Origin of the sequence: Rufibacter sp. DG15C (assembly GCF_001577755.1) — a bacterium.
In the GTDB taxonomy this organism is placed as follows: Bacteria; Bacteroidota; Bacteroidia; order Cytophagales; family Hymenobacteraceae; genus Nibribacter.
On record NZ_CP010776.1, the window covers coordinates 2961380 to 2986441 of the forward strand.

General features: G+C 43.8%; 19 protein-coding genes. 11 read left to right on the forward strand and 8 right to left on the reverse strand.

Going from position 1 to position 25062, the window contains the following annotated elements:
* Positions 1 to 43: 43 nt before the first annotated feature.
* The gene (locus TH61_RS12640; RefSeq protein ID WP_066509891.1) at positions 44 to 1003 is read right to left on the reverse strand and encodes a hypothetical protein; all 960 of its coding nucleotides are present in this window, start codon (positions 1001 to 1003) and stop codon (positions 44 to 46) included.
* A 280-nt stretch (positions 1004 to 1283) separates the two neighbouring features.
* Here TH61_RS12640 and TH61_RS12645 point away from each other — a divergent pair, with 280 nt between their 5' ends.
* Complete coding sequence (locus tag TH61_RS12645) at positions 1284 to 1694, forward strand: hypothetical protein (RefSeq protein ID WP_157600709.1); 411 nt, start codon at positions 1284 to 1286, stop codon at positions 1692 to 1694.
* A gap of 129 nt (positions 1695 to 1823) precedes the next feature.
* Here the strand turns inward: TH61_RS12645 and TH61_RS12650 are convergent, their stop codons facing one another.
* Positions 1824 to 5906 carry a chemotaxis protein CheB gene (locus tag TH61_RS12650; RefSeq protein WP_066509897.1) on the reverse strand — a complete coding sequence of 1361 codons (4083 nt, stop codon included), beginning with the start codon at positions 5904 to 5906 and terminating at the stop codon, positions 1824 to 1826.
* A gap of 53 nt (positions 5907 to 5959) precedes the next feature.
* The gene (locus TH61_RS12655) at positions 5960 to 7516 is read right to left on the reverse strand and encodes a GAF domain-containing protein (RefSeq protein ID WP_066509899.1); all 1557 of its coding nucleotides are present in this window, start codon (positions 7514 to 7516) and stop codon (positions 5960 to 5962) included.
* Between the two features lie 397 nt (positions 7517 to 7913).
* Between TH61_RS12655 and TH61_RS12665 the strand changes: the two genes are divergently transcribed.
* Complete coding sequence (locus TH61_RS12665; protein ID WP_066509904.1) at positions 7914 to 8300, forward strand: hypothetical protein; 387 nt, start codon at positions 7914 to 7916, stop codon at positions 8298 to 8300.
* A 59-nt stretch (positions 8301 to 8359) separates the two neighbouring features.
* Here TH61_RS12665 and TH61_RS12670 read toward each other — a convergent pair whose 3' ends face one another.
* Positions 8360 to 8728 (reverse strand): hypothetical protein, encoded by a 369-nt coding sequence (locus tag TH61_RS12670; protein ID WP_066509910.1) that lies wholly within the window; start codon positions 8726 to 8728, stop codon positions 8360 to 8362.
* Positions 8729 to 9098: 370 nt separating this feature from the next.
* Between TH61_RS12670 and TH61_RS12675 the strand changes: the two genes are divergently transcribed.
* From TH61_RS12675 to TH61_RS12685, 3 genes are all read left to right on the forward strand, one after another.
* Positions 9099 to 10667: a YdiU family protein gene (locus tag TH61_RS12675; protein ID WP_066509913.1), complete on the forward strand. Its 1569-nt coding sequence runs from the start codon at positions 9099 to 9101 to the stop codon at positions 10665 to 10667.
* Between the two features lie 521 nt (positions 10668 to 11188).
* On the forward strand, positions 11189 to 11395 hold the full coding sequence (locus TH61_RS12680; protein WP_066509916.1) for a hypothetical protein: 207 nt from the start codon (positions 11189 to 11191) through the stop codon (positions 11393 to 11395).
* Positions 11396 to 11405: 10 nt separating this feature from the next.
* Positions 11406 to 11837, forward strand: coding sequence for a hypothetical protein (locus TH61_RS12685; RefSeq protein WP_066509919.1), 432 nt, complete (start codon positions 11406 to 11408; stop codon positions 11835 to 11837).
* Positions 11838 to 11911: 74 nt separating this feature from the next.
* Here TH61_RS12685 and TH61_RS12690 read toward each other — a convergent pair whose 3' ends face one another.
* Positions 11912 to 12151, reverse strand: a complete 240-nt coding sequence (locus TH61_RS12690; protein WP_066509922.1) for a hypothetical protein — start codon at positions 12149 to 12151, stop codon at positions 11912 to 11914.
* Between the two features lie 546 nt (positions 12152 to 12697).
* Between TH61_RS12690 and TH61_RS18245 the strand changes: the two genes are divergently transcribed.
* The 6 genes from TH61_RS18245 (at position 12698) to TH61_RS12720 (ending at position 19922) form a co-directional block, all read left to right on the forward strand.
* The gene (locus TH61_RS18245) at positions 12698 to 13072 is read left to right on the forward strand and encodes a hypothetical protein (RefSeq protein ID WP_066509925.1); all 375 of its coding nucleotides are present in this window, start codon (positions 12698 to 12700) and stop codon (positions 13070 to 13072) included.
* Positions 13073 to 14175: 1103 nt separating this feature from the next.
* Positions 14176 to 15027 carry a bifunctional 2-polyprenyl-6-hydroxyphenol methylase/3-demethylubiquinol 3-O-methyltransferase UbiG gene (locus TH61_RS12700; RefSeq protein WP_066509927.1) on the forward strand — a complete coding sequence of 284 codons (852 nt, stop codon included), beginning with the start codon at positions 14176 to 14178 and terminating at the stop codon, positions 15025 to 15027.
* Positions 15012 to 16313 (forward strand): glycosyltransferase, encoded by a 1302-nt coding sequence (locus tag TH61_RS12705; RefSeq protein WP_066509935.1) that lies wholly within the window; start codon positions 15012 to 15014, stop codon positions 16311 to 16313. Before TH61_RS12700 ends, TH61_RS12705 begins: the two co-directional genes overlap by 16 nt.
* Positions 16314 to 17921, forward strand: a complete 1608-nt coding sequence (locus TH61_RS12710; RefSeq protein WP_066509937.1) for a glycosyltransferase — start codon at positions 16314 to 16316, stop codon at positions 17919 to 17921.
* Positions 17922 to 18364: 443 nt separating this feature from the next.
* The gene (locus tag TH61_RS12715; RefSeq protein WP_066509938.1) at positions 18365 to 19165 is read left to right on the forward strand and encodes an ABC transporter permease; all 801 of its coding nucleotides are present in this window, start codon (positions 18365 to 18367) and stop codon (positions 19163 to 19165) included.
* A 1-nt stretch (position 19166) separates the two neighbouring features.
* Positions 19167 to 19922, forward strand: a complete 756-nt coding sequence (locus tag TH61_RS12720) for an ABC transporter ATP-binding protein (protein WP_066509940.1) — start codon at positions 19167 to 19169, stop codon at positions 19920 to 19922.
* A gap of 345 nt (positions 19923 to 20267) precedes the next feature.
* On the opposite strand, the gene hrpB is transcribed toward TH61_RS12720, so the two are convergent.
* From hrpB to TH61_RS12735, 3 genes are all read right to left on the reverse strand, one after another.
* Positions 20268 to 22706 carry an ATP-dependent helicase HrpB gene (gene hrpB / locus TH61_RS12725; RefSeq protein WP_066509949.1) on the reverse strand — a complete coding sequence of 813 codons (2439 nt, stop codon included), beginning with the start codon at positions 22704 to 22706 and terminating at the stop codon, positions 20268 to 20270.
* A 230-nt stretch (positions 22707 to 22936) separates the two neighbouring features.
* On the reverse strand, positions 22937 to 23452 hold the full coding sequence (locus TH61_RS12730) for a hypothetical protein (protein ID WP_157600710.1): 516 nt from the start codon (positions 23450 to 23452) through the stop codon (positions 22937 to 22939).
* A complete protein-coding gene (locus TH61_RS12735; protein ID WP_066509956.1) occupies positions 23430 to 24836 on the reverse strand; it encodes an AAA family ATPase in 1407 nt (468 codons plus the stop codon). The genes TH61_RS12730 and TH61_RS12735 overlap by 23 nt, the downstream gene beginning before the upstream one ends.
* Positions 24837 to 25062 lie beyond the last annotated feature (226 nt).

Sequence of the window (25062 nt, forward strand, 5' to 3'; positions counted from 1 at the left end):
AGGGGACTTTGCTTTAAAGCAAAGACCCCTTCTGTTTTAAAAACTATTTAATCAGGCTTAGAATACCTTTCTTAATCTGTTTGGCACTGTCTGTCAGGTTCTCATCATACTCCATGCCCGTGTGTTCATACAAGGAGTAAAACGCAAAGTGGAACGCTTTCTCGGCTTCTTCCTGGCTTGAGCCGCTTACCTCAATTTCCAGGTCTGGATAGGCCATAAGGTAGACACCATCCTCCACATCTACGCGTACTTCCAAAGGGCGCTTCAGGACGATGGGCGGTTCGCCGGCTACGGTAACTTTGGTTACTAATACAATGGCATACGCGGGGGCAGATTCTTCTAAAAGTACTTCGGGCTCCTGCTCAACGCCGGCTGGTAGGGGAGGAGCTACTATGGGCTGCCGCACTTTCTTGGGCCGTATCACCTTCGGCTTGTCTTTGGAAGGCGTCAACTCCTGGACTGCGCTCTGCGGAATGCGCGTCAAGGCAAACGTCTTGTCATTCTCTGGGGCATTCACCAGAATCTCATAGCCTTCAGATTTCTGGATGGTCTTGAAGAGAGGGCCAAAAATGCGTTTCCGTTCCTCGGTAGTAAAGCGCTCTGCCAACTCCAAAACTGCATGTGAGTTGGTATAGTCAACCGCCAGAATCTCCTGCACAAAAGCCGTGAACAGTTCCTTCAACACCGGCAACGGGAAGTCCATGCTGCTGGCGCCTTTGGCTTTGGTGCCTACATAATCTGGGGCTATGCTAGCCTTGAATCCTTGAAAATTGACGTCTACCATCATCAGGTCTGAGCTGACCTCGGGCTTGGTGACCTGGGTGTTAATGATGCCTTTGCGCTTGTTGTTGGTAACCGTTAAAAACTGGGTATAGGATTCTTGGAGCAGCAACAGCATCTCTGCCAACAGGCCCACGGCCACGGCTTGGTCGGCGCGGTTCTTGGGCTTGATGTGCAGGGTAAAGGCAATGGCTCTTAGGTTCTCCAGGTACTGATTCTCCATACAAGGGTTAGGTGCTTTGTTGAGGGTAACAACAGTTTTACAAAGGTAGTTTGCTAAAATTAAGAAGTAGATATTTTATTTTTGCTAAATTATTTAGTAGAGTTGAGGGGCTGATGTGAGTCCGTATTAACCCTCGTTTTTGGCCTGTTTTATAGAAAACAAGCCAAAAACGGTTCATATAAAGAGAGACGTAGGAACCTACCAACATAGGCGTCGTAGAAAAAAAGCCTGAGCGCGATGATGTGAATTCTGGGCGTATTTCATTAAAACGATAGAAACTATGTGGCAACCAATTTCAAGGCAAATGCACGGCGTAGCCGAGGCAGCGTATATTCCGGCCATGGCCTCTGCGCCAGAATCTATAGGGTTCACGAGACAAGAAACAGCCACCACCTTGTGCCGGGCCATTGGCGGCATGGCCTTGGTGTCTGCCTTGGTCACCAAAGCCGAGTGGGGTGCCGTACAAGTGGTACCGTATAAAGCGCATTTAGCCGTGGATGTGGTGACCAGTCTGTTTACTTTGGCTGCCCCTTGGCTGTTTGGCTTCTCTCATCATGCAAAGGTCAGAAACACGTTCATTACCCTGGGCGTAACTGGCTTGGTGGTAAGTGCCTTGTCCAGACCAGAAGAGATGGACCCCATGAAAGAAAGATCCCTTCGAAGAAAAGCACAGGCGCTGCCAGCTTTATAGGTTAGCGCTATCAAAACCAGACTACCACCTAAACAGAAAGTCTACAGTTGGATTTAACCATGAATCCCGTTTTTGGCCTGTTTTACAGAAAACAGGCCAAAAACGGACTTTAAATTTTAAGGGCTTCTCTTACTTAGGAAAGTACACCTTAAACGTGGTGCCTTTGCCTACTTTGGTGGACACCTCAATCTTTCCGCCTGCGTTGTGCACGATCTTTTTGACCATGTACAAGCCAATGCCAGAGCCCTCTACGTGGTCATGGAAACGGGTGAACATGGAAAACAGCTGCTCTTCTTGCGTAGGGCTCATACCTAGGCCGTTGTCTTCTACTTTCAAAACACTGTACCCGCCTTCGGTGAGGCAGGTGAGGTGGATGTAGGGCTCCTGGTCCAGAGAGCGGTACTTGATGCTGTTGGAGATAAGGTTATAAATAATGCTCCGGAGGTTTTTCTCAGAGAAGGAGATGATAGGGCAGTTGGACACGTCCACTTTTAACTGCACTCCAGACTCTTTAAACATCTGGTCCAAGTCCAGGACAACGTTCTCTATCAATTCGCCTACCTTGATTTTCTCTACCAGGCCATGCTGCTGGTTCTGGAGCTTGGTGACCTCCGTTAAGTTGTCAATGGTCTTCTTGAACCGTTCCACCGCGCCTTGCATCATGCTGATAATCTGCTGCAACTCTGCTTGCTCAGATTCCTCTTCTGGGAGCTCCAAAAGAAGCTCACGCAATAAGGCCTCTATGTTGAGGATAGGGGCTTTCAAGTCATGCGAGGCCGTGTAGACAAAGTTGTCCAGGTCCTCAATCACGCGCATGAGGTGGTCGTTGGTTTCCTTTAGCTTCTCCTGGGTTTCTTTGAGGTCTGTGAGGTCAATGAACGAGCCCAGCACGCGGTGGGGCATGTTGTATTCATTGTGCAGGATGTAGGCACGGTTGTAAATGTAGGCATATGAACCATCAGCGCGGGCCAATTTGAATTCTGCAATCCACTGGTCCTTGCCAGAGTTGATGGTCTCATTGATGCCGTTCATGACGCGCTGCCGGTCATCTGGATGGATCTTGGTGAGCCAGGAATCTATGCCGTTTTCCATCTCGCGGTGGCTGTAGCCCAGAATGGATTCCAGGGTATCACTCCACCAGAGTTGATTGTCTACCAGGTTCCAGTCCCAGATAAGGTCATTGGTAGCCTTAGAGACCAGCTTAAAGCGCTCTTGGCTGTCTGTGACTTCCTTAGTTCTCTCTACCACCCGTATTTCCAGCTGGTTGTTTAGCTTGATAAGCTCCTCTTCGGCTTTCTTGAGGTCCTCATAGGCCATCAGGATTTTCTCTTCGCTTACCTTCTTGTCGGTGACGTCTGCCAAAGTCACGGTGAACCCATCGCCCATTTTCACGGCGGCAATCTCATACCAGGCGCGGGTGCCGTTAAAGTCCAGGAACTGCTCCAAGTGCAGCGGGCTGCCGGTCTCCACCACGCGGGCAAACTTCTTGAACAAACCATTTTTCTTGAGGAAGGACATGTCCTCCATCACGCTTTTGCCCATGAGATGCGCCTGCGGCGAGCCCACCAGTTTCTCAGCTTGCTTGTTCAAAAGGCTCCACTCAAAATCTGTGATGACATTCTCTGCGTTGCGCACCGCCCTAAAGGCCATGATGTTGTTAAGCGAACTATTGAGAACGCCCTGCACCACATTGCTGAGGGTTTTCAGCGTAGTCACTTCCACAAAACTCAGCACCACGCCGTCCTTGTTGCCGTCATGCTTAAGGTAGGGGATAATGCGCAATAGAAAATATTTACCATCCTGAGTTTCTACTTCCTGCTCTACCTCTACAGACGTATTGTTCACCTTCTGGATGTCCTCTAACAGGTTAGGGTAGCGCAGGTTGTGGGACAGGTGGTGGATGGGTCTGCCAACATCTATCTCAATGATGTTGATGATGTTTTTGACCGCGGGGGTGAACTTCCGGATGATGAGGTGGTGGTCCAGGAAGAGCTGTCCAATGTTAGAACTCCGTATGTAGTTGTCCAGGTCCTCGTTGAGTTCCTGTAGCTCACGTATTTTTAACTGGTGCTCAGAGTTGACCGTGTGCAATTCCTCGTTCAAAGACTGCATCTCTTCATTGGAGCTCTGCAACTCCTCATTAGAAGACATGAGTTCCTCATTGGTGGACTGCAACTCTTCATTGGCGGTGCTCAAATCCTGAACGGTCAAATGCAGGCTCTCACGGGCTTCTTTGAGCTCAATCTCCATGACAGTGAGCTGCGTGAAATAGTCAGAGTCCTCCTCAGTGATAAGCGAGGGCTTCAGGTTTTTAAGCGAAGGGCTGGCCTTGCCCACTTCTTGCAACAGCACTAGGATGACCTTGGGCATGTCGCGGTCCACTGAGATGGGCTTCACCGACAGGTTCACCAACTGGTGTTTTTTGCCCAGCGTCATCATGACCTGCCGGGCCACTGGTTTCTGGTTTTTGAGCACCTTCCTGATGTCCACGCTCAGGGTAACGGCTAGTTCCTTGGGCACCATCTTAAGCAGGTTCAAGTGCAGGCGCTTGTCGGGTAGCTTTAAGAACCGGTTGATGTCTCCAATGCCGTGCAAGAGCTGGAAGTTGTCATCCACATACAGTCCCGTGATTTTAAACTCCTCGGCCACGGCGTCCATGAATTGGTCGTTGTAGCGCACCAGCTGTGAGTTCTTGAACGTAGGGCTGTGCTCCACCGGGAAGGAGTGGGCCTGGGGCGTAATGCCGTAATGCCGCTGGATGCCGCTTTTCTCTTTTATCTTCTGGAAGATCTTCCATTTGCGGTTGCGTTCCGCAAAGTAGGTTTTCATGTCCCCAATATGCTCACTGGAGCCCAGAAACAAGTAGCCGTTCTGCTTGAGCGCGTACGGGAACACTGCCAACACCTTCTGCTGCAAATCTGGGTTGAGGTAGATAAGCATGTTGCGGCAGGTGATCAAATCCATTCTGCTGAACGGCGGGTCCTTTTGCAGGTCGTGCTGGGCAAAGACCACCAAGTTGCGGATGTTCTCCTTGACGGTGTAGCGGTTATCCTTCAGGAGAAAATATTTCTGGAGTCGCTCTGGGCTTATGTCTTTGGCAATGCTGGCAGAGTAGGTGCCTTTTGAAGCTGATTTAATGGCGCGCTGGTCAATGTCTGTGGCAAAGAGCTTGATTTTTGGCTCGCGTCCCATCTTTTCAAAACACTCTTGGAACAGAATGGCCAAGGAATACACCTCTTCCCCGGTACTGCAGGCAGTCACCCACACTTTTACTAATTCTTCTTCAGGAACACCGGCCACTATGTCTGGAATTACTTCCTGCTCCAACAACTCAAACGCCTCTGTGTCTCTAAAAAATTTGGTGACGCCAATCAAGAATTCCTGCCACAACTTCTTGATCTCTGCCGGATGCTCATGCAGGTACGTTAAGTATGCCGGCAGTCCTTCTACCTTGAGCGTATCCATGCGCTTTTTCAAACGCCGGTAGATGGTGGCCTGCTTGTAGTTCTTGAAATTGGTCTGGGTATGCGTGCAGATCAGATCCAGGATTTCCTTGAGCACTCCTTCATTCTCCTCGTCCAGGTCTTTCTCCAACAGGGTCTTTACCAGGGGAATCTGGCGGGTGTATTCCATGATCTCACCGGGCATGCGCTCTGGTGAGAAGACATAGTCCACAAAGCCTGCTTCAATGGCGCTGCGGGGCATGCCGTCAAACTTGGCAGTGGCGGGGTCTTGCACCATCACCATGCCGCCGGCGTTCTTAATCATCTTCACGCCTTTGGTGCCGTCAGAGCCGGTACCGGACAAGATGATGCCAATGGCGTACCGGCCGCGGTCTTTGGCCAAGGATTCAAAAAAAACGTCTATGGCAAAGTTGGGCTCGCGGTTACGCACTTGGGTGACCAACTGCAGACGGCCGCGCTCAATGGTGAGTTGTTTGCCGCTGGGCAACACGTACACGCAGTTAGGACGAGTGCGCATGTTGTCTTCGGCCTCTAGCACCTGCATCTGGGTATGCTTGGACAATAGCTCCGCCATCAGGCTTTTATGGTCTGGCGAAAGGTGCTGGATGATGACAAACGAAAAGCTGGAGTTGTTTGGAAAATAGTCAAACAACTTATGGATAGCCTCTAAACCTCCCGCCGAGGCGCCAATTCCTACAAGGTAATGGTCAGTTTTAGGGGGTTTAACTGCTGGAAGCGTACTATTCATGGGCAATGGGGACAAAATGTCGCTCTGTTATATAAACTCCAGAGCCACAAATGCTAGTATCTCTCTTTAATGATTTTTTCAAGCACGGCATTGCGCAGGTTTTCGGCGGCTTCCAGTTCTTCTGGCAACCAGGGCATGGACGTATGCTTGACCGTCTCCTGGTAGGTGGCAAAAGAGTTTCTAGGGTGGTAGCTTTTACCATCTGGCTCCATCTGGATGGCCTGGTTGGGATTGCCGCCCCAGCTAATGGTCTGAATCACCTCTGGCCTGAACCCTAAAATGTACTCACCCTCCTCTGCGTTAATGGGCAGCACAATCAACCCACTGGCCACCTCTTTGAACTCCTGACTACGCATGTACAAACTAGGCAGCGTGTCTGTGGCGTAGGTTTTGTCTGTTTTGTTGCGCTTTAGCCAATACACCAGCTCTTTCAAGCTTTGGTGGGTAGGCACCGTGCCGCTGGTCCAGATGCTACCCTCATACAACACGGCCACGCCGTCAATGTTTAAGAGCTTCTGCAGGTGGTCGCCTTCTTTTACCAAGCCATCGGCAAAGGTAGGGGAGGTGTAGAGCTGCTCCAGCAACTGCGCATGCACGTCCCGCAACTGCGCCCGCAACTCCATGGTCTTTTCCTTTTCTCTGGCCGCAATCTGCGCCGAAATAATCCCGGACAGCAGTTCCATCGCTGACCGTAGCTCGTAGCTTGGGCACTTGGGTTGCTTGTTATGGCAAGAGATGAGGCCCCACAACTTGTCATCAATGATGATGGGCAGAGACATGGACGCCTGCACTTTTAGGTTGCCCAGATACTCTAGGTGCACGCCTGCCACACTGCGCAAGTTGCAGTCAGACAAGTCTGTGAACCGGCTGGTAATTGGGTTGATGATGGGGATTAACCGCACCGGGGTATAGTCACGAGCAGGAATTAAGCGGTACGGATTTTTGAAGTACAGGTCCCTGGCCTGTTTGGGTACGTCAGAGGCCGGAAAGCGCAAGCCCATGTAGTCATCCATGTCCAGCTCCCTTGCTTGGGCAATGACAATGCCGTTCCATTGCGGGTCAAACTGGTACATGAGGATGCGGTCAAATCCTGTTAGTTTTTTCAATTCATCCACGCTGATCTGGCTCACCAATTGCGTGGTGGTGGCTTGTTTCAAGAGCGACGTGATGTACTTGATCTGCTGGTACAGGGCTATGAAGGAATCCTGGAGGGCGGGAGCAGGATTTTCCTCCAGCTCCAACAAAATGTAAGTTTCTTTTAAATGCGCCAGGGCCGTGAACTGGGTGGCCACGTCCTGCACCGTAAACGTCAAGGTAAACGGAATCTTCTCCTGATGGCTGGAGAGCTGTACTTTGGCCAGAAGGTCGGCTACTTGGGCTTCGGGCAGAAAATTGGCGATGGGTTGGCCCAGCACTTCCTCCAAAGAAAGGGAAAGTATCTGCGTGACGTTCTCACTGGCCTGCACAATGCGCTGGTCCTGCGTAGAAAGCGTCAGGAGTACGCCGTGCGGTTGAATGAGGTTGACCAGGTGCAACGGAATGCTTCCGCAGAACTCAGAGTCATAATTTTTTTCTATGGCGATGCCAATGGGGGCCTGTTTGTTTTCCATAAAAGGGGATGCGTGTGGTTCTTGGCCACAGACAGATTGGGCAAGTTAAGCATTTGGCAAATTATAAGATAACCAGCGGGGGAGAAAGGCTACGTATTTACCGCAAAAATTACTTCTCATACGGGCATCCGCCAATTATAGATATCAGGTGGCCCGGAGGGGATTACAGGAAACCAAAGGCTTGTAGCGTTAGTGATTCTGCATTTTTCCTGGATGTGATGCCGCAGCATTTACTTGCCGTTTTTGGCTTATTTCTCAGAAAAGAGGCTGAAAATGGAAGCAGCGTTGTCCTGCAAAACGTAGCTGCACTAGCCTGCTGGAAACCTACTTTTTACAACCTTGTCGCCTGAAGGCAGTAAGAAGAAACACTAACATTGTTCACTTAAACCCACAGACAATGGCAATAAGTAAATCCTTTGAGGAGCTTTTAAATACGCAGCAGAAAAAGCTGGCATTTTTTCAGAATATATTACTGGCCGCGGTGGCAGATAGGCAGTTGGACGAGGGGGAAAGCGATTTTCTGGTGTCTATTGGCAACCAACTGAACCTCTCTGAAGCAGACACCAAGCCCATGGCAGAAAACATTGCCTTGCTCTCTTTTGTGATACCAGAAGACGGACTGCAACGCACCCTTGAACTCCAGACGGTCATCATGATGGTCTTGCAAGACGGCCACATAGCCGACAAAGAATACCAACTCTGCCTGGAATACGCCCGTCGCATTGGGTTCACCAAAGAAACCGTAGATGAGATGATTGGCCAGTTAAGCCAAGAGCAGGCATAAGAGCTATACAAACCGTAAAAAGGTAAAAAGAGCAGAGGCGTTTAGGTCTCTGCTCTTTTTTATGGGGCGGTTTCATCTTCCATAAAGGAGGCGTCTTCTAGGTTGCGGAGCCTCACGTAGGCGCGTTTCCAGGGATGCTCATCTAGCAGGCGCCATTTGTGGCCCTTACCGGTTAGATCTGCGGCCAGCAACACGTCGCCGGGTTGGATGATGAATACTTCACCGGTGCTGGTGGTAAATTCCAAGGTTCCCGTAAGGGTGAGCACATATTGCAGGAACGGGGCCGTGTGCCAGTCATAACTGGCCGGCGACGGCGTCTCCTTGAATTCCAGTTGATAGGTGTCCAGGTTTTTCCTGTCGGGGACATAGCCTGTGGCTACTCTAGAATTGCCGTCTGCGTCTGTGTATAGTTTATAGGCTTTAATCATAGTGCAAGGCTTACATGTGGGCATTATGCTCTCCCAAGGTTTCTTGTACTGCCTGCCCGGTAAGAAGATGTCTTTCCGTTAATAAATTTCGTGCTGCTTTTGCAAAAGCTTCTTCAAGGGTCAATGTTCTCAAGCAGGTTTTCGTAAGCCGTTTTGGCTTGTTTCCCAGAAATTAGGCAAAAATCAGGCTTTGGCAGGCAAAAGATTGAGAAGTAGTTTAACCTAATTTGTCAAGTCAGCTTACTGAGAATGTTGTGTGTATTGGGACAACTAATTTCAGCGCCCGGCTGTTATGGTATGCTGGAGGAAAGGAGGCAGGTTTGGTTTTGCCACACATTCCCTCTAACTCGCATTTGTTTACAAGAATCTTATGGAGCGTTTACATCAGAAAGAATATAAAAACGAATTTGTGCAGGCCTTTCCCGGAGATGACTCTGGTGATACCCGTCCCAGGCAGACGCCGGGCATGCTGTACAGCAAGGCCATTCCCACGCCGGTCAAGCAAGTGACGTTGCTAGCCTGGTCAGAGGAATTGGCGCAAGAGCTGGGTGTTGAAAAGCCGGTAGACCAACAAGATCTGGATGTCTTAGGCGGAAACGCGCTAGCGCCCTCCATGCAACCGTACGCGGCCTGCTACGCCGGGCACCAGTTCGGGAACTGGGCTGGGCAGCTGGGCGACGGCCGGGCTATTACGTTAGGCGAATGGACCTCGCCCAATGGCCAGTCATGGGAGTTTCAGCTGAAAGGCGCCGGACCCACCGCCTATTCCAGAAGGGCAGACGGACGGGCGGTGCTGCGTTCCTCGGTGCGCGAATACTTGATGAGCGAAGCCATGCATTACCTGGGCGTGCCCACCACCCGGGCCTTGAGCCTGGTGACGACCGGCGACCAGGTCATGCGAGACATGTTCTATAATGGTAACCCCGAGTTTGAGCCCGGCGCCATTGTGATGCGCGTAGCGCCTAGTTTCCTGAGGTTTGGGAGTTTTGAGATGCCGGCTGCCCGCCAGGAGCTGGACAACCTGCGCCAACTGGTGGAATGGACCCTCAAGAAATACTATCCGCATATCCAGGGCGAAACGCTGGAAGAAAAGATCCTGCCATGGTTCAAGGAAATCATGGACCGCACTGCGTTTATGATCACAGAATGGCTGCGCGTGGGCTTTGTGCACGGCGTCATGAACACGGATAACATGTCCATTCTGGGCCTTACCATTGACTATGGCCCGTACTCGTTCCTAGACGACTATGACCCAGACTTTACGCCCAATACTACAGATTTGCCGGGCCGCCGGTACGCCTTCGGGAAGCAGGCAAACATTGCGTACTGGAACCTGGGTTGTCTGGCCAGCGCTTTGGCTACCTTATTACCAGATAGCAAAGAACTAGTCGCCTTGTTGGAAACCTATAGCGAAGTGTATTACCAGAAGTACTTCGCTATGATGGCCAAAAAAATAGGCTTGGACCAGGTGCGCGAATCTGACCCGGCCTTCCTCACCCAATGGGAAGAAACCCTAGCCGAGGTACAATCCGACATGACCATCTTCTACCAATTGCTCATTGACCTGCCTTTGGAATTGGGTACGGAAGAAGAGGCCATTGCATACTTTGCAGACAGCTATTACACTACGCCGGGCATACGCGAAAGCGCCTTGTTGTACGCCATGTTGCAAGCCTACGCAGAGCGCCTGAAAAGCAACAACATCTCCAGAGAGGCCTCCCAAGAGATTATGCGGCAAGCCAACCCGAGGTTCATTCTGAGAAACTACCTGCTGCATCAAGCCATTGAGGGCCTCACCAAAGGCGATGACCAGCTGTTCACCCAACTGCAAGCCGCCACGAAGGACCCGTACAGCAAAGCCCACGACCAGTTCTTCGCCAAACGCCCCGACTGGGCCAGCCAAAAAGCAGGCTGCTCCATGCTTTCTTGCAGTTCTTAATACCATCTTCAACTACTTCTCAAACCCAAAAGGCTGCCACTAAATCCGCGGCCTTTTGTGGTAAAATGACAAAACCGTTTTTAGCCTATTTTCTAAAAATTAGGCTAAAAACGGTTTTTTTATTGGTCAGTAGTGCTACACTAGATCATTGCTTCTAATGCCGCATTATTGAGCTACTCTCGGTGCCTGAAACTCTCTATGGGTCAATCCTCAAGAAGGGAACACGCGTTTGGGCAAAGGCTGTTTTAAAGTAGAATCAATTAATTTGTAAAAGAAAAACCAAACCGTGCCTTGGCACGCATGCCTCTGCAGCGACATGAACTGATTTTGCTTAAGGAAAGACCATAGACAAGCAAGCCTTAACAGGATTGGAACCAGAACCAGTCCTGGTCCTGAGCGCCTCTGTTGTTTCGTTGCCGCAGGCAGGGCTCCTGAGCCCAGAGTACAACAGCAGTGCGAAGGGCCAGGACGAGGCCCCGCGGCCGTGAGCGCTTAGAGGTAGTGATGAAACTTGGAAGTGAGTGCGCACCGCAATAAGCGGCAACGACAAAGCAATAGCCAACGGCATCTACCAGCCAACTCCAAAAAATCAGTTGATCCTTCAGCAGAATGCACCTCAAGATCAACCTCCAAGCAAACCCATCAATGACCAAAACATCCTCAAAATTCTAATTCCCTATTCTGCTTTCCAGAAAGCCGGTAATCCTTATATTTACCAGACAAACTAAACCTACAACTATGTATACAGGATTACAGCATCTACACTCTTACTTGGCATACCTGGTCTTAATAGGACTGTTAATCTCTTGGCTGAACGGTGTGGCCGGGCTCATGGGCAATAAAGTATTTACGCACAAAGACCGCAAACTGAGCTTGTTGGGTTTGATTCCGGCACACCTGCAGTGGGTGATTGGCTTGGTGTTGTATTTCGTGTCGCCGCTTGGGATTTCTAACTTCTCCAAAGCAGGCATGAAGGAGTCTGGCGCGCGTCTGTATTTTCTGGAGCATCCCTTGATGATGGTGTTGGCTGTTATCTTCATCACCATTGGCTATGCCAAAGCAAAGCGCCAACTAGACACCACCCAAGGCTTTAAGTCCATCGCTATTTTCTATGGATTGGGATTGATCTTGATTTTGAGCCGCCTGCCATGGTCTGCTTGGTTGAGTTAAGAATAAACGATTAAATGAAAAGGTCCTCCTTCTAGTAGAAAGAGGACCTTTTTTTATGGTTGAAAGTTTTGAGATTACTGTACCCAAGACCGACGTTCGTCAAAGTGGTTGCAGCCAAACATGGCGCCGGTGATCATCTCAAACTGCCTAGGTTTAGAGTCCTGCGGACCTTCATGTACCAAGGGCAATACATATTCTGGGTTCATGGCGTGTTGGCCGGTGAGCTCATCACAAACGCCAAATTGATTGCTCTGCGTTTCTACTACCTTAGAGTCTTGGGCCCAGTGGGCGCAATGATTGCAAGTCGCTTCCATATCTATATGCCGTTTAGGTGAAACATCTATTTATAAGGTTATACCTATACAATGGCTTAGTATGTTTCATCTAATCAGGATATTTAGATAATTTAGAATATTACTAAATTAAGCCTGAGGGTTCATAAGTATGCCTAATTGTCCTCCAGCTTTACGCATATCTAGTCAAGGAACCAGTTCACTTTTCTACGCAGAAATCATCGGTTAAATGTGCTGCATAGCAAGTGCATAGATTGGTCCTATTTGGTGTCCTTACTGTTTAAGCGGAAACAACACTTGGAAGTAGAAAAGGCCTACTATCTAAGTATGCAGTAGAGCGTTAACATTCATAAAAACGAAGTTCTTTTCCGTTGAAGAGACTCAGTTAGTGAAGACGAAAAGGCGCAGATGGAGAATGAGGAAAGTTTGCATTAAAGGAAAATAAGTGGACAACAGGACTTTGAAAATTGCCCTACTAAGCACTAAGGCTATCTTTTTGGTGGGGTAGGCATCTTCTAGGTAAAATTGCCGTATCCTACACCACCAACATACCTTAAAACTACCACTATGGAAAATAACTTAGAACCTAAATCCCTTGCCGACCTGATTCATAACCCATCTGAGATTTCAGCGATTATCTCTGATCCAGCTGAGTCGGGCATGAGGTTTTACCAATCATTGCACAACAAAGATAAATCATACGTAGCCTTCGCGGCGGGTGTGGGGCTATTGGCCTACGGCTTGTACCTGAGCAAATCTGGGAGCGCTAGCAGCAAAAAAGATAATGCTGGGAGCACTGGTAACCAAGGCACGAGTTCTAAAGGAAATAATCTGGCCGCTTCCTTCCATAGGGCTGGCGCTCAAAGCAGTGCTTCAACTGGCGAAGGCAACAACAAAAACATCAGCACCAAAGAGCTGGACGTGAAAAAGAAAAACAAATAGTCTTCTTGAAGACATCTAAATCAAAAGAGGCGCAGAAATTTCTGCGCCTCTTTTTTGTGCCTTTAACTTTGAGCAAGGTGCATTTTTGGCGTATTTCTTTCATTTCAAGCTAAAAACGGCGTTAATCATATATGCCTACTTTTTAGCTACTGAGTATGCTTTAATAATAAATATTTCTAAAACAGGCAATATTTTTTGTTAAGGTAGTATCAAGATCTGAATTGATATGATGCTTGTGGGAAACTCAATCTTAGACGAAGAATTAGTATAATTTTTAAAATGAAGGAAAAATTTAAAATTTTCCTTAGCCAATACTGAAGGCAAGGTTCAAATAGCAATACTCTAATGCTTTCTATTTGGTGTTAGTAAAAATTATTGAGGGATGCAATGCCATAAAAGTACTAAATAGGTCAAAGACTACAGTTAAATTAATCTCATAAATAATTATATAATCCACTCTATATAATTTAGAGAAAATACATTGTGTATCTAAGGTGTGTGATTAACTATTTGATTATTAAGTATTTAAATAGGTTGTTGCCATAAGTTTTTTATTCTTTTTAAGTTAGAATTCATGGCCAAATAAAAAAATCGTAACTTTGGAAAGTGACACAATGCTATTGCATTTTACTAATATTAATGACACCTTAGTTGGTTTTTACTTGATTAGGTTAGCATAAAGTCGTCATTCAAATTAAAAGTTGATAATTTAAGATATTTTAATAAAATTTAATAAATAAATAATACGTGCTAATTGTGTAAACTAATCTGAACAAAATATTTATATAAAAGAAAATTATATTGGTGTAAAGTAAGGTTTAACATTTGAGTACTTTATTGAATATGTTGTAAGATATAAATTATAATATTTAGGTTATATTTTTTTAATTTGAAAATATATTTTTGATTAAAAGTCTCTTGTGTATAAAATGTTAAGATGTATTTAATATTTTTTTAACGATAATGCTGGTGTTTGTCTAAGGTTTTAGCAAAATGCTAGTGTATTTATGAATGCAAAAAAAATCTTAAAAATAGTCTGAAAATATTGATATTTTCGTTTATAGTTTGTTTTGAAGAAATAATTATAGTATTAAAGATAATGTATGATTGAATTTTTATATAAATTTCATAACGAAATTCCTGTTATAGATTTTAGCTCTGTTAAGCAAGATGAGAAGCTAATGTCTTTAGGTCGGTTTTATGGATTTGATAATATTACTGGTCAGGATACTTTTTTTGAAATTAACTCTCCAAACCTGAGAGAAAGTGTTATCTCTAAAAATTCTAGGTGTACCAATAGAGTTAGGCAATTGGTAATAGCTTTGGCTAAGCTAAATAATGAGCAAGAAACTTCAAGTCTGGAATATCTTCTGCAAAAGCATTATCTAGATAAACGTATTTTACTTTTGGAAAGCCACTCTCCTTTTGCCTCTATATTTAAGCATTATTGTAATAAATATAATATTGAACTTTATGCAACAGAGTATCTGAGTTTTACAGCTAGTTCAGGAGAAATCATTAATGAAACGCTTCATGTAGACATTCAAAATACTCATTTTCCAGAAGAGTACTTTGATTTAATAGTGCATACAGATGTTTTTGAGCACGTTCCAGATGCATTGCTTGGTGAAAAGGAAGTTGCAAGAATATTAAAAGTAGGCGGTGCTGTAATATTTACAGTTCCATTTGATCATGATGGATCAGAAGACTCGCTGTATGCTGAGCTAAAGAATAACGAAATTTTATATTATAAGCCCCCTGTGTACCATGAAGATCCTGTATCAGAATCTGGAAAATGTTTAGTTTTTAGAATATTTAGCCTACCTGAAATGTGGTCTAGATACAAGGCCAATGGTTTAGATCTTTATAGTATTTATGTGCATAGCAGGTACATGGGTGTATTGGGGAATGATGGTTTTTCATTTACTGGTGTTAAGAAGTGGAAAGTAGAGTAGCGATAATTACAGGTTTTTATAAATCACCAAATTTTCTTAAAGAGTTATTTAAAAGTCTAAATAAACAATCGTATAGGTTATTTGATGTTTATATATATAATTATGAGTTAAATGAATTTGATGTTGGTCTTATTGCTGACATAAATTTTAATTACCATTTGCTTAATTTACCCAAAAATGTTGGTTTTGCAGGTGGCAATAATGCTGCTATTAAAGCGGCAAAACAAGTATTTGATTATTCATTCTATGCCCTAATTAATGACGATACCAAGCCAGATAAAGATTGGCTTCTAAACCTTGTATCCAAAGCAAGAGAAAGAGATGAAATTGGTGTGGTTACTTCTAAGCTTGTTTTTTATGAACGGTTTTTACTTGTTCAAGGTGATATAACAAGTGAAAATCAACCGCACAATCAAATTGTAGAAGCACGATTCTATAACAACTCTTGCTTTGAAAATTGCTGGTACCCTAAAAAATTCTTTTTAGAGGGTTTTGGTAATGAAGAAGAGGATGAAATATTTACTTTTAGAAGCATTGGACCCAAATTTCAAGTTTGCTTGCCAGTGGCTACCTGTGACTTGAGATTGCCTGTCAAGCTTAGATTATATATAAAATGTAATTCTGAAGTTGAGGACCAGGTTATTAAGCTAAGAGTGGGATCCTTCTATCTACCTGAGTTTAAGTTGCAGAAGGATAAAATCTTCTATGAGCTTACCATTCCTGAAACTGTATTTGAGAAAGATTCTTTCATGATGGTTCAAAATGCTGGTTCAGACGTGGATGAGCAGTTTAATGGATATGATATTGGTTCTGGGCAAATTGATAAAGGGCAATTTGACGCTGAAAGAGAAGTGAAAATGTTTTGTGGCGGTGCCTGCTTAATTTCTAAAGTTGCTTTAGAAAAGGTTGGGCTTTTTGAAGAGTTATATTTTAGTTATTATGAAGACTCTGATTTGAGTTTTAGGATAAGAAACAATGGTTTCAAAATAGTATATAATCCAAAAGCTCTAGTATGGCATTATCACTCCGCAACAAGCGTGGAATGGTCTCCTTTCTTTACATATCACGTTTTTAGGAATAAATTAATTTTCGCTTTCAAAAACATAGGTATTAAAGCTTTTGTTGCCTCATATTTAGATCGTATTAATGAAACCTGGTATTTTGTTAAATTTGGATACAAAATCAAGTTTTCTGATCCAGCACTAAGGTCAAGAATAAAGCTGAATTTTAACGTACTAAAAGACTCAGTTTCAGGAATTATTAGATATAATCCAACCAAGTTCTAAGTGAAAATTTTCTTATTTAATAAATATTTGCCTACCAGCGGGGGAGGTGAAAAGCATGCGGGAGGCATTGCGGAAGTTCTTTCAAAAAAGCATGATGTCACAATTCTATATAGCGGTGAAGCTAATGTTACGCTAATTTCATCAAAATTAAATCTTGATTTATCAAGAGTAAAGTTTGTTAGTTTTAGTGAAGAGAGAAATATATATAGCCAGGTGATGGAGTTTATACAATCCAATAGACCTGACATATTTATTAACGCAACCTATTTCTCTACGTTTGTTGCGCCTAATGCTGTTAATATTTCCTTGGTTTTCTTTCCTAAATTTAATTTAACAAGAAAGCCTTCAACTTATGATACTCTTGTGCATAAGGTGGGGGAAGAATTTTTTAATAGATATGATAGTACGGTTCGGTTTTTTGAAGGATTCTATAATGAGGAGATAAATGGCAATAAAGTTGGAAGATGGAGTACAGCCAATTCAACTTTATTAATCACTAAGCCATTTAATAAATTAAAAATATTCTTCAAGCCTTTGGAGGGTAGGATAGTTAGGGACGTAGTTAAATCAATAAAAATTCATGGGAATAAGCTGAACTTCTCCTTTTACAAGGATATTATAGAAATTGAAAGTCCTGTAAAGCATTCCTGTGGCATCCATTTAAAGTTTGATACTTTTAAGCCCTCCGATAGTTTTAAGAATAATTTTGACTCTAGAAACTTAGGTCTATTCATTCGTTTGGTATATATTGATACGCATGATGTCTTTACAAAATGGGTAATTAAGGCTTGGAATAGTAAAGTCCTAGGTAAATACTTAACTAGAATTTATGTTAAATGGACGGTTATAAAGGAGTATAATTGGAATAGGGGTTTTTTAGAAGCTAACCTTAACATATCTAATTCAGATTATACCTCTTCATGGATTAAAAGAATATATGGTGAAAAAGGAATAAAAGTGGAAAAGCTATATCCGCCGGTGGATGTTGAGCATTTCTTTAATTCTTCTGAAAAAAAGAATGTTATCCTCGCTGTTGGTAGATTCTTCGTGGGAGGGCATAACAAGAAACAACAAGAGATCATAAAGGCATTTAAAAATGCATATGCTAGTCATCCAGACTTTAGAGATTATAAACTAGTTATATGCGGAGGAACACATCCAGAAGATCATCACCAAGATTATTTGAAGCTGTGTAAATTATCAGCTCAAGGGTATCCTATCGAAATCTGTACAGATATTGCATTTTCTGATCTAAAAGCAAAGTATGCTACTGCCAAGTTTTTCTGGCATGCCGCTGGTATGTATGAAAACGAGGATCTGGCTCCAGATAGATTTGAACATTTTGGTATTACTACGGTGGAGGCAATGGCGGCCGGTTGTGTTCCTATTGTGATAGGTGTTGCAGGTCAAAAGGAGATAGTTTCACATAGGCAAAACGGCATGCTATGGAGAAACGAGCAGGAGCTTATTAGCCATACGGTAGAGTTGATAAAAAATGAAGATCTACGAGAGCAATTGTCTGTAAATGCCATAGCCGCTTCAAAACAGTATAGCAAAATGAATTTCAATCATAGAGTAGAAGAGATTTTTAAAGAGTATTTAAAGTGAGAAATTAAATGTTCTTTCTTTTTACAGCAAGTTAAAGTCGTAAAATAGGATTGAATACTAGAATATCATGAATAAGCAAAACAAATTTCTAGAAAATGGTAAAAATTTAAGCGGCTGTTTTTTAGAGAGATGTAATGGAAGTTGACCTTACTTTAATTTTCATATTCATGAATAAGCCTATTTTTTGGGATTTTTTAAGACTTTAATACCTTATGGTAACTTCGTACACTTTCTTCTCGAGATGAAAAATGATGGCAGTTTGACATTGGTGAAAGACAACTATACTGTTGGATTGTAGCAGGGTTATAATATTTTGCTTTTACCTGTAATCTTAAGTATCTCCATTGGCGAGCTTCAATTATCTAGTTTTGGTCCTTCTCTGGGCTCTAGTATGAGCTAAAAATTGTGGTTTAACAAATTTAATAAATTAAAAACATAGGATAATGTTAGTTTTTAAGTCTTTAAGTGATTGGTACTCTGGTACAAATAAGCTGGAAAGGTTATGGCTTTTGGCTAAAATTGAATTCAAGCTAAGATATTATGAGAATAAACTAGGACTTTTTTGGGCCTTGCTAAAACCTGTATTAGACATTGCCATTTATTATGTGGTATTCCAGGTAATTATGAAGCAAGACGTTCCAGCGTTTGCTTCGTATCTTTTTATTGGGCTTATTCTTTATAATTTCTTTTTGGAAAGCACAAGCGGAACTGTTCAGATTCTTAACACTAAGAAATATTTGTACGAATACAGCAATATGAATAAGCTGGAAATCTATATTTCCACTTTGATGAGCAATGTAATAGGCTTTTCCTTCAATTTTGTCATGTTCCTATTGTTTTATAATTTCTTGGAACCAGAATCCACGGGAGCATCGGTTTATAATTTCTGGATAATTCCTATTTTCCTAAATCTTTTTATCATGTCTTTGGGAATCTCCTTGATTCTCTCTAACATTTATATTATTGCCAAAGACATAACTCAAATCTGGCAGGTGTTTTCCACGTTGCTTTTATTTATATCTCCTATATTCTATAAGCTTTCTAGCTTTAAGAAGGCCCTTCCATCGTTTGACTACGCCAATCCTTTGGCCGGCATCATCATTAACGCGCGCAGAGTCATGATGCAAAATATTCCTCCAGACTTTGACCTGATGTTTTTTGATTTTGGTTATGGATTTTTGTTTTTATTAATAGGTCTTATTTTGTTAAACAAATTGGGTGCTAGAGCGGCAGAGAAGTTATAAGATGGAAAAGAATACTATTATTGTAGAAAGCAAGGTAGCTGTAAAGGCAAGAAATATTAGCAAGACGTTTCAAATCTCTGAAGACAGCCATAACACAGTTAAACACCGTTTATTCAATTTGTTTAACCCTCCTAGGACCAAATACATACCTGCATTAAAATCCATGTCCCTGGAGATAATGAAAGGTGAGTGTATTGGTTTATTAGGCAGAAACGGTAGCGGAAAATCAACACTTGTAAAGATATTGGCAGGCGTCTACCCTTCAGACAGTGGCTATGTAAAAATTGATGGCTCTACCATGCTTATGAACCTTGGGGTGGGAATGAGCCACGAGTTGACCGCTAGGGAAAATGTATACGTATCTGGATCGGTGCTTGGATTAAAAATAAAGGACATAGATGCCATCTTTAATGAGATCATTGAGTTTGCCGAGTTAGAGGGATTCATAGATACAAAAATCAAGTTTTTCTCGTCTGGTATGGTGGCTCGTCTGGCCTTTTCCATTGCTGTAAAGGCCGGCGCAGATGTCATGTTTTTAGATGAGATTTTTGCAGTAGGCGATGTTAAGTTTCAGGAAAAGGCCATTAAAGTATTTGAAAGTTCTTGGATAGAGGGCAAAACAGTCATTCTGGTTAGCCACAGCGTAGACGTTATCCGTCAATACTGTAATAGAGCAGCTTTTATGAAGCAAGGAGAATTGGTTTTTATGGGAGATACAGAAAAAGCCATTGAATTGTATATGGATGACAACCATTAAACTTTCTTTGTAATAGTTGCAAAGCCCGTACAGAAGAACTGTACGGGCTTTGTTTTTTGGATTAGAAATTGGGTAGTAAATTGATAGTTAAGTCCACCTAGTGTCATAGTTTTACTTGATATTGAAACAGACCATACGGTCACTTGCTAAGCATTCCCTCACACTATAGGATTTTGGCAGTGGTACAACAGGGTTGCAGCGAAAAGTAGTTAAGACGTTGAGGTTATAGGATGCCTTTGTTGATAGGCTTTATCAATTTAAGTTTTAGATATAAAAATAAGACTTCCGTTTCCGCCTGATTTCCTCAAAACAAGCCAAAAACGGAAGCCTTAACAAATCCAATCCTTACCTCCAATCCACCTTCGGAAACCTTGCCTTCAAAGAACCACGCATCAATCTATATTCTTCCTGCCAGAAGTAATGCAGGCTGTTCACCACTTTCAGGGGCTTTAGGTCCGGAGTGAGCAGGTGCAGGGCCACACCTACGTCGCCGCCGTCTACGGTAGGGTTATGCTCCCAGGCAAACACGTCTTGCAGCCTGATTTCCATGATGGGCGCTAGGGCGTTGTCTGGGTAGTACAGTTCCACGGCGTGTCCGTCTGGCAAAGTCATGGTAGCCGGAGCCAGTTCTTCCAGGCGGTCGCGTTGTTCCTTATTCAACATGTTCTGTAAAAGGGGCAAGAGGTCAATGTCCAGGAGGTCCTGGCCAATTTGGACGTCCTCCAGGTGGTAGGCCAGCCACTCATTACAAGTCATGAGAAGGGTAGGGGTGCTGATGTCTGGGAAGCCTTCGGTGGGGTGCCATTTGCGCAGACACAGCACACGGTTCTGGAACTGCTTCACGGCGTCAGAGAAGTTGAGCCAATCCTCGCCTTCGCGTTTGATGGTTTCGCAGATGGCTTGCACCAGGAAACGCTCGTCGGGCTCGGGGAGAGGTTTGCTTTGGAGCACGATGGAGCCAATGCGCATGTCACGGGAAGCGGTAAGTTCACCTTCCTCGGGGTCCCAGGAGACCACGTCTTTCTGCTTCACCAGTGGGGCCAGGTCTTTGGGGTTGAGTGGCGAGGCCAGGAAAATGCGGCCCGGACCGTCACCACCGGCGTGCAGGTGGGCAATGGCCAGCCAGGGGTCATGGGCCAGGTCATCGCGGTGGCCGGCAGAGGCGTACTTGCCGTTGGCCAGCTGGAACTGGGCGTTGTTGCCGGGCCTGGCGTAGGCGATGCGCTCTGGATAGCAGTTGGCCAGCAGCACACCGGTCTCATACGGGTCTACCGTGCTGTTCTCGGGCTCAATGTTAAACAGGCGGCGGTAACTGGCGGCAATCTTGTCAATCTTGGAGAAGCGCTTTTGGTGCAGTCCTTCTTTGCGGGTGCGGCGCAGGGCCTCAATGCGCAGGTTCAGGTCAATGCCGGCTTCGCGGGGCAAGGGGTCACGTTCTTCCAGCAGGGCGGCAATGTCGGTGGCCAACGCCAGTTGGTCGCTTTCCTGGGCGGCCAGCAGCATGTGCGCCAGGCGCGGATGGGTGGGCAGGGCGTGCATCTTGCGGCCGTGCTCGGTGATGCGGCCGTTCTCCAGGGCGTTGAGCTGGTGCAGGGTTTCCTGGGCGTAGAGCAGGGCGGCTTTGGGCGGCGGTGTGAGCCAGGTGAGCGCCCTGATGTCTGAGATGCCCCAGGCGGCCATGTCCAGCACCAGCGGGGCCAGGTCGGCTTCCTGAATCTCAGGGGTGCGGTGCGGGGCCAGGCGTTCGTGCAGGGCCTCGGTCCAGAGGCGGTAACAGGTGCCCGGACCTAACCGTCCGGCCCGACCGGCGCGTTGGTCGGCGGCGTCTTTGGAGATGCGCACCGTCTCCAGCCTACTAAGGCCGGTGGCGGGGTCAAAACGCTGAGTTTTGGCAAAGCCCGTGTCAATGACCACGGTTACGCCTTCAATGGTGAGGCTGGTCTCGGCAATGGAGGTAGCCAGCACCACTTTGCGCTTGCCGTTGCGGTCTGGCATAATGGCGGCGTACTGCTTGCCGGGGGGCAACATGCCGTACAGCGGGTGGATGGCCACCTCGCGCAGGCCCCTCCTCAGCAGGGCTTCTACTTTTCTAATGTCCTGCTCACCGGGCAGAAACACCAGCACATCGCCTTGCTGTTCTTGCAGGGCTTTCCGGATAGCCCGGTCCGTCATTTCATGGAGCAGTTGGGCATCGGTCTCGCCGGCGTACTGCACGTTGATGGGGTATTGCCGGCCCTGGCTCTCTACGGCGGGGGCGTTGAGCAGGCGGGTGAGCTGGGGCATGTTGAGCGTGGCGCTCATGACCAGAATGCGCAGGTCTGGGCGCTGAGTAGACTGGGCTTCGCGTGCCAGGGCCATGGCCACGTCTGCGTGGATGCTCCGCTCATGGAACTCGTCAAAGATGACCAGCCCCACGCCGTTGAGCGCGTTGTCTGAGTGGAGCATGCGGGTGAGAATGCCCTCGGTGACTACCTCCAGGCGGGTCTTCTCTGAGGTGCGGTTCTCAAACCGGATGCGGTAGCCCACGGTCTGGCCCACCTCCTGGCCCAGCAGTTGCGCCAGCCGTTCGGCAATGGTGCGGGCCGCCAGCCTACGGGGTTCCAGCATGATGATTTTCTGCCCCTTCAGCCAGGCCTCGTCTAAGAGGGCCAGCGGCAACAGGGTACTCTTGCCCGCCCCCGGAGGCGCGTTCACAATCAGCGTGTTCTGGGCGGCAAGGTGTTCCCGCACGGAAGGGATAATCTCCCGAACGGGCAGGTCTATGGTAAATGGGTCGAAAGGCAAGTAGTAAACTTAGTTAAAAGGTAAGTACACAATAGTTGGCTGTACCTTTTGCAAAATTACTCATAATTGAGCAATTGGAATTTTTTAAATAAAGGTTTAATATTTGATTGAAGTGATTTTAAAATTTTTGATATATTTTCAAAATGTTCTTTTATGTAATTTCATTAAAATACTATAAATCTTTTAAATGGTTTTTGAAGTAGTATTTTCATTTTAAAATTATTCATGCATTATTTTAAAAATGAAGAAACTAAGAAAATGTCATGTTTAAAATCATGATGATAATTAGAGTCGTAATTTATTTCTCTAGAAACAGTATTTCTTTTTTTTAATTTGTATTCATGTATGCTTATTTTCCTTATTAGAGGATTTAAATTAGTTTTATGTATTCTGTTGGTTGTATTAATGATATAATTAACAAAGCATTCAGCGGCATTTAATTGTGGTGTTGTTGTATTTCTGCCTCTTTTTAGTTCGATTATTAAAGCATATAAAGTTTTGTCTTTTTCAGCAAAAATTATATAATCACAAATACTGCAAATGCCTTTAGTTTTAGCAAAAAAAGGAAAAAGTCCGCCTTTGTAATCTTTGCTTAGTTCTTTATCGAATTTATAATTTATTATTTTGCAGCCCCCTCTTTTGTCGATTGGGATATTCATTTTTGTGGCTGGTTCTTCTAAGGCACTTGTTTTGGTAGATACAAAGTCTGTATGTAATATTTCACTAATCAATGATAAGTTGCTCATCCTCTACTCCGTATTTTAATGTATAGTATAAATCTTCTGAAATGTTATTTAATGAGTTAATAGTGTCATCAATAGTTTTGACATCAAACCCTTGCTCATTAATGGCTATTTGCTCAACTGTAATGTTTTTTGAATTGCTGTATTTGTAATTAAAAAGATAAGCACCTACTTCATCTTTGTTTATGCACTCAGTTTCTTTGTAATTGAATTTCTTAGCAAGTTCAGAAATGCCTTCTTTAGGGGAAGAAAGCATAATCAAATTGTTTAATTCCCTTATAATATAATCACTGTGAGTGCTAATTAGTAGTCTAAATCCATTATTTATAAGTTGTGCAAAGATTCTTGTCAGAACGATTTGGTTATTTGGGTGTAAATTAAGTTCTGGTTCATCAATTATTATTAGGTCATTCTTATTAGCAATATGCTTTAAATAGAATACTAAACTAGATAAAGTTTTTACAATTGAAGCTGTTAAGTGGATTGGGATTTTTTTTCTTTTGGATTTATTTGAACAAAATTGAACTTCGCCATCTTTGGATAAAATGACTTTTCCTTGTAGTAGATTATTTTCAATGTTTTCTGCAAAATCAATAAAGTCACTTTTTAAATTATTGTAGTTTGCTAAATCCTCTGCTACTTCCAATCCATCTCTTATAGGCATAGGATATCTTGTAGTTCTTTTTAAAAGCCAATCAAATGGGTCGCTTTTTTTGTTCGAACCTAAGTCTTGTGCTCTATCAAGAAAGTCTTGCTTCCTTATAGAAAGTTCTTTGCTAAAAGTGTAAATTGAATTTCTTTCTACTGGTAATATGTAGCTTGTAGAAAAAGGGTAAAATGCAAGAAGGGATAATAATTTAGTCGGTAAGTAGAATTCTAAAATTTGTATATGGTCTTTAGATAATGTTTTGTTATTTACCTCAATTATTAAATGGTTTTGATTAGAATGTTTAATGATATTTACTGATAAGTCAGAAAATTTAATAGTTTGCTCAAAACTAATAACTTCTAATTTATTATTTAATTCTTCCTTATTCTCTTTTATGGAGATGTTAAATTCGTTAAATAAGTTTTTAGCGATTTCCTCAGATATTCCAAATAAGTTATCTGTTCCATCTGAAATATCATTTATTTCAGATGCCCTGAAATCCCAAACCTCATTTATATTATAATGGTATAAACATTTTTTTTCTTCTATTATGGTTTTTAGAAGGTCTTTATCTAAGACGCTTTTAAAGAATTTTAAATTGTATTTCGATAAAGCGTATATCACAAATGCAACATATGTTTTACCTGAATTATTTGGGCCACAGAAAACTGTAAGTTTTTTACTTAAGTCTATTGAAGCATTCTTAATTGCTCCTAAATTTTCTATATTAACAATCATCTATTTGATTTTTTTTTGAGTAGTAACTAAAGATTGGTTTTTGGTTTGCGAATTAAATATAAGTTTCTATTAATGAAAAACTTAAAAGTTCTTTTTATAGATGCTTTTTTTACAGATGTATTATAATAAAGTTCTATGAATCAATTATTTGAAGGACCAAATTGTTGAATTTTATAAAACTTATAAATATAAATAGCTTAAATAAAATCACAAATTAGTTAAATAT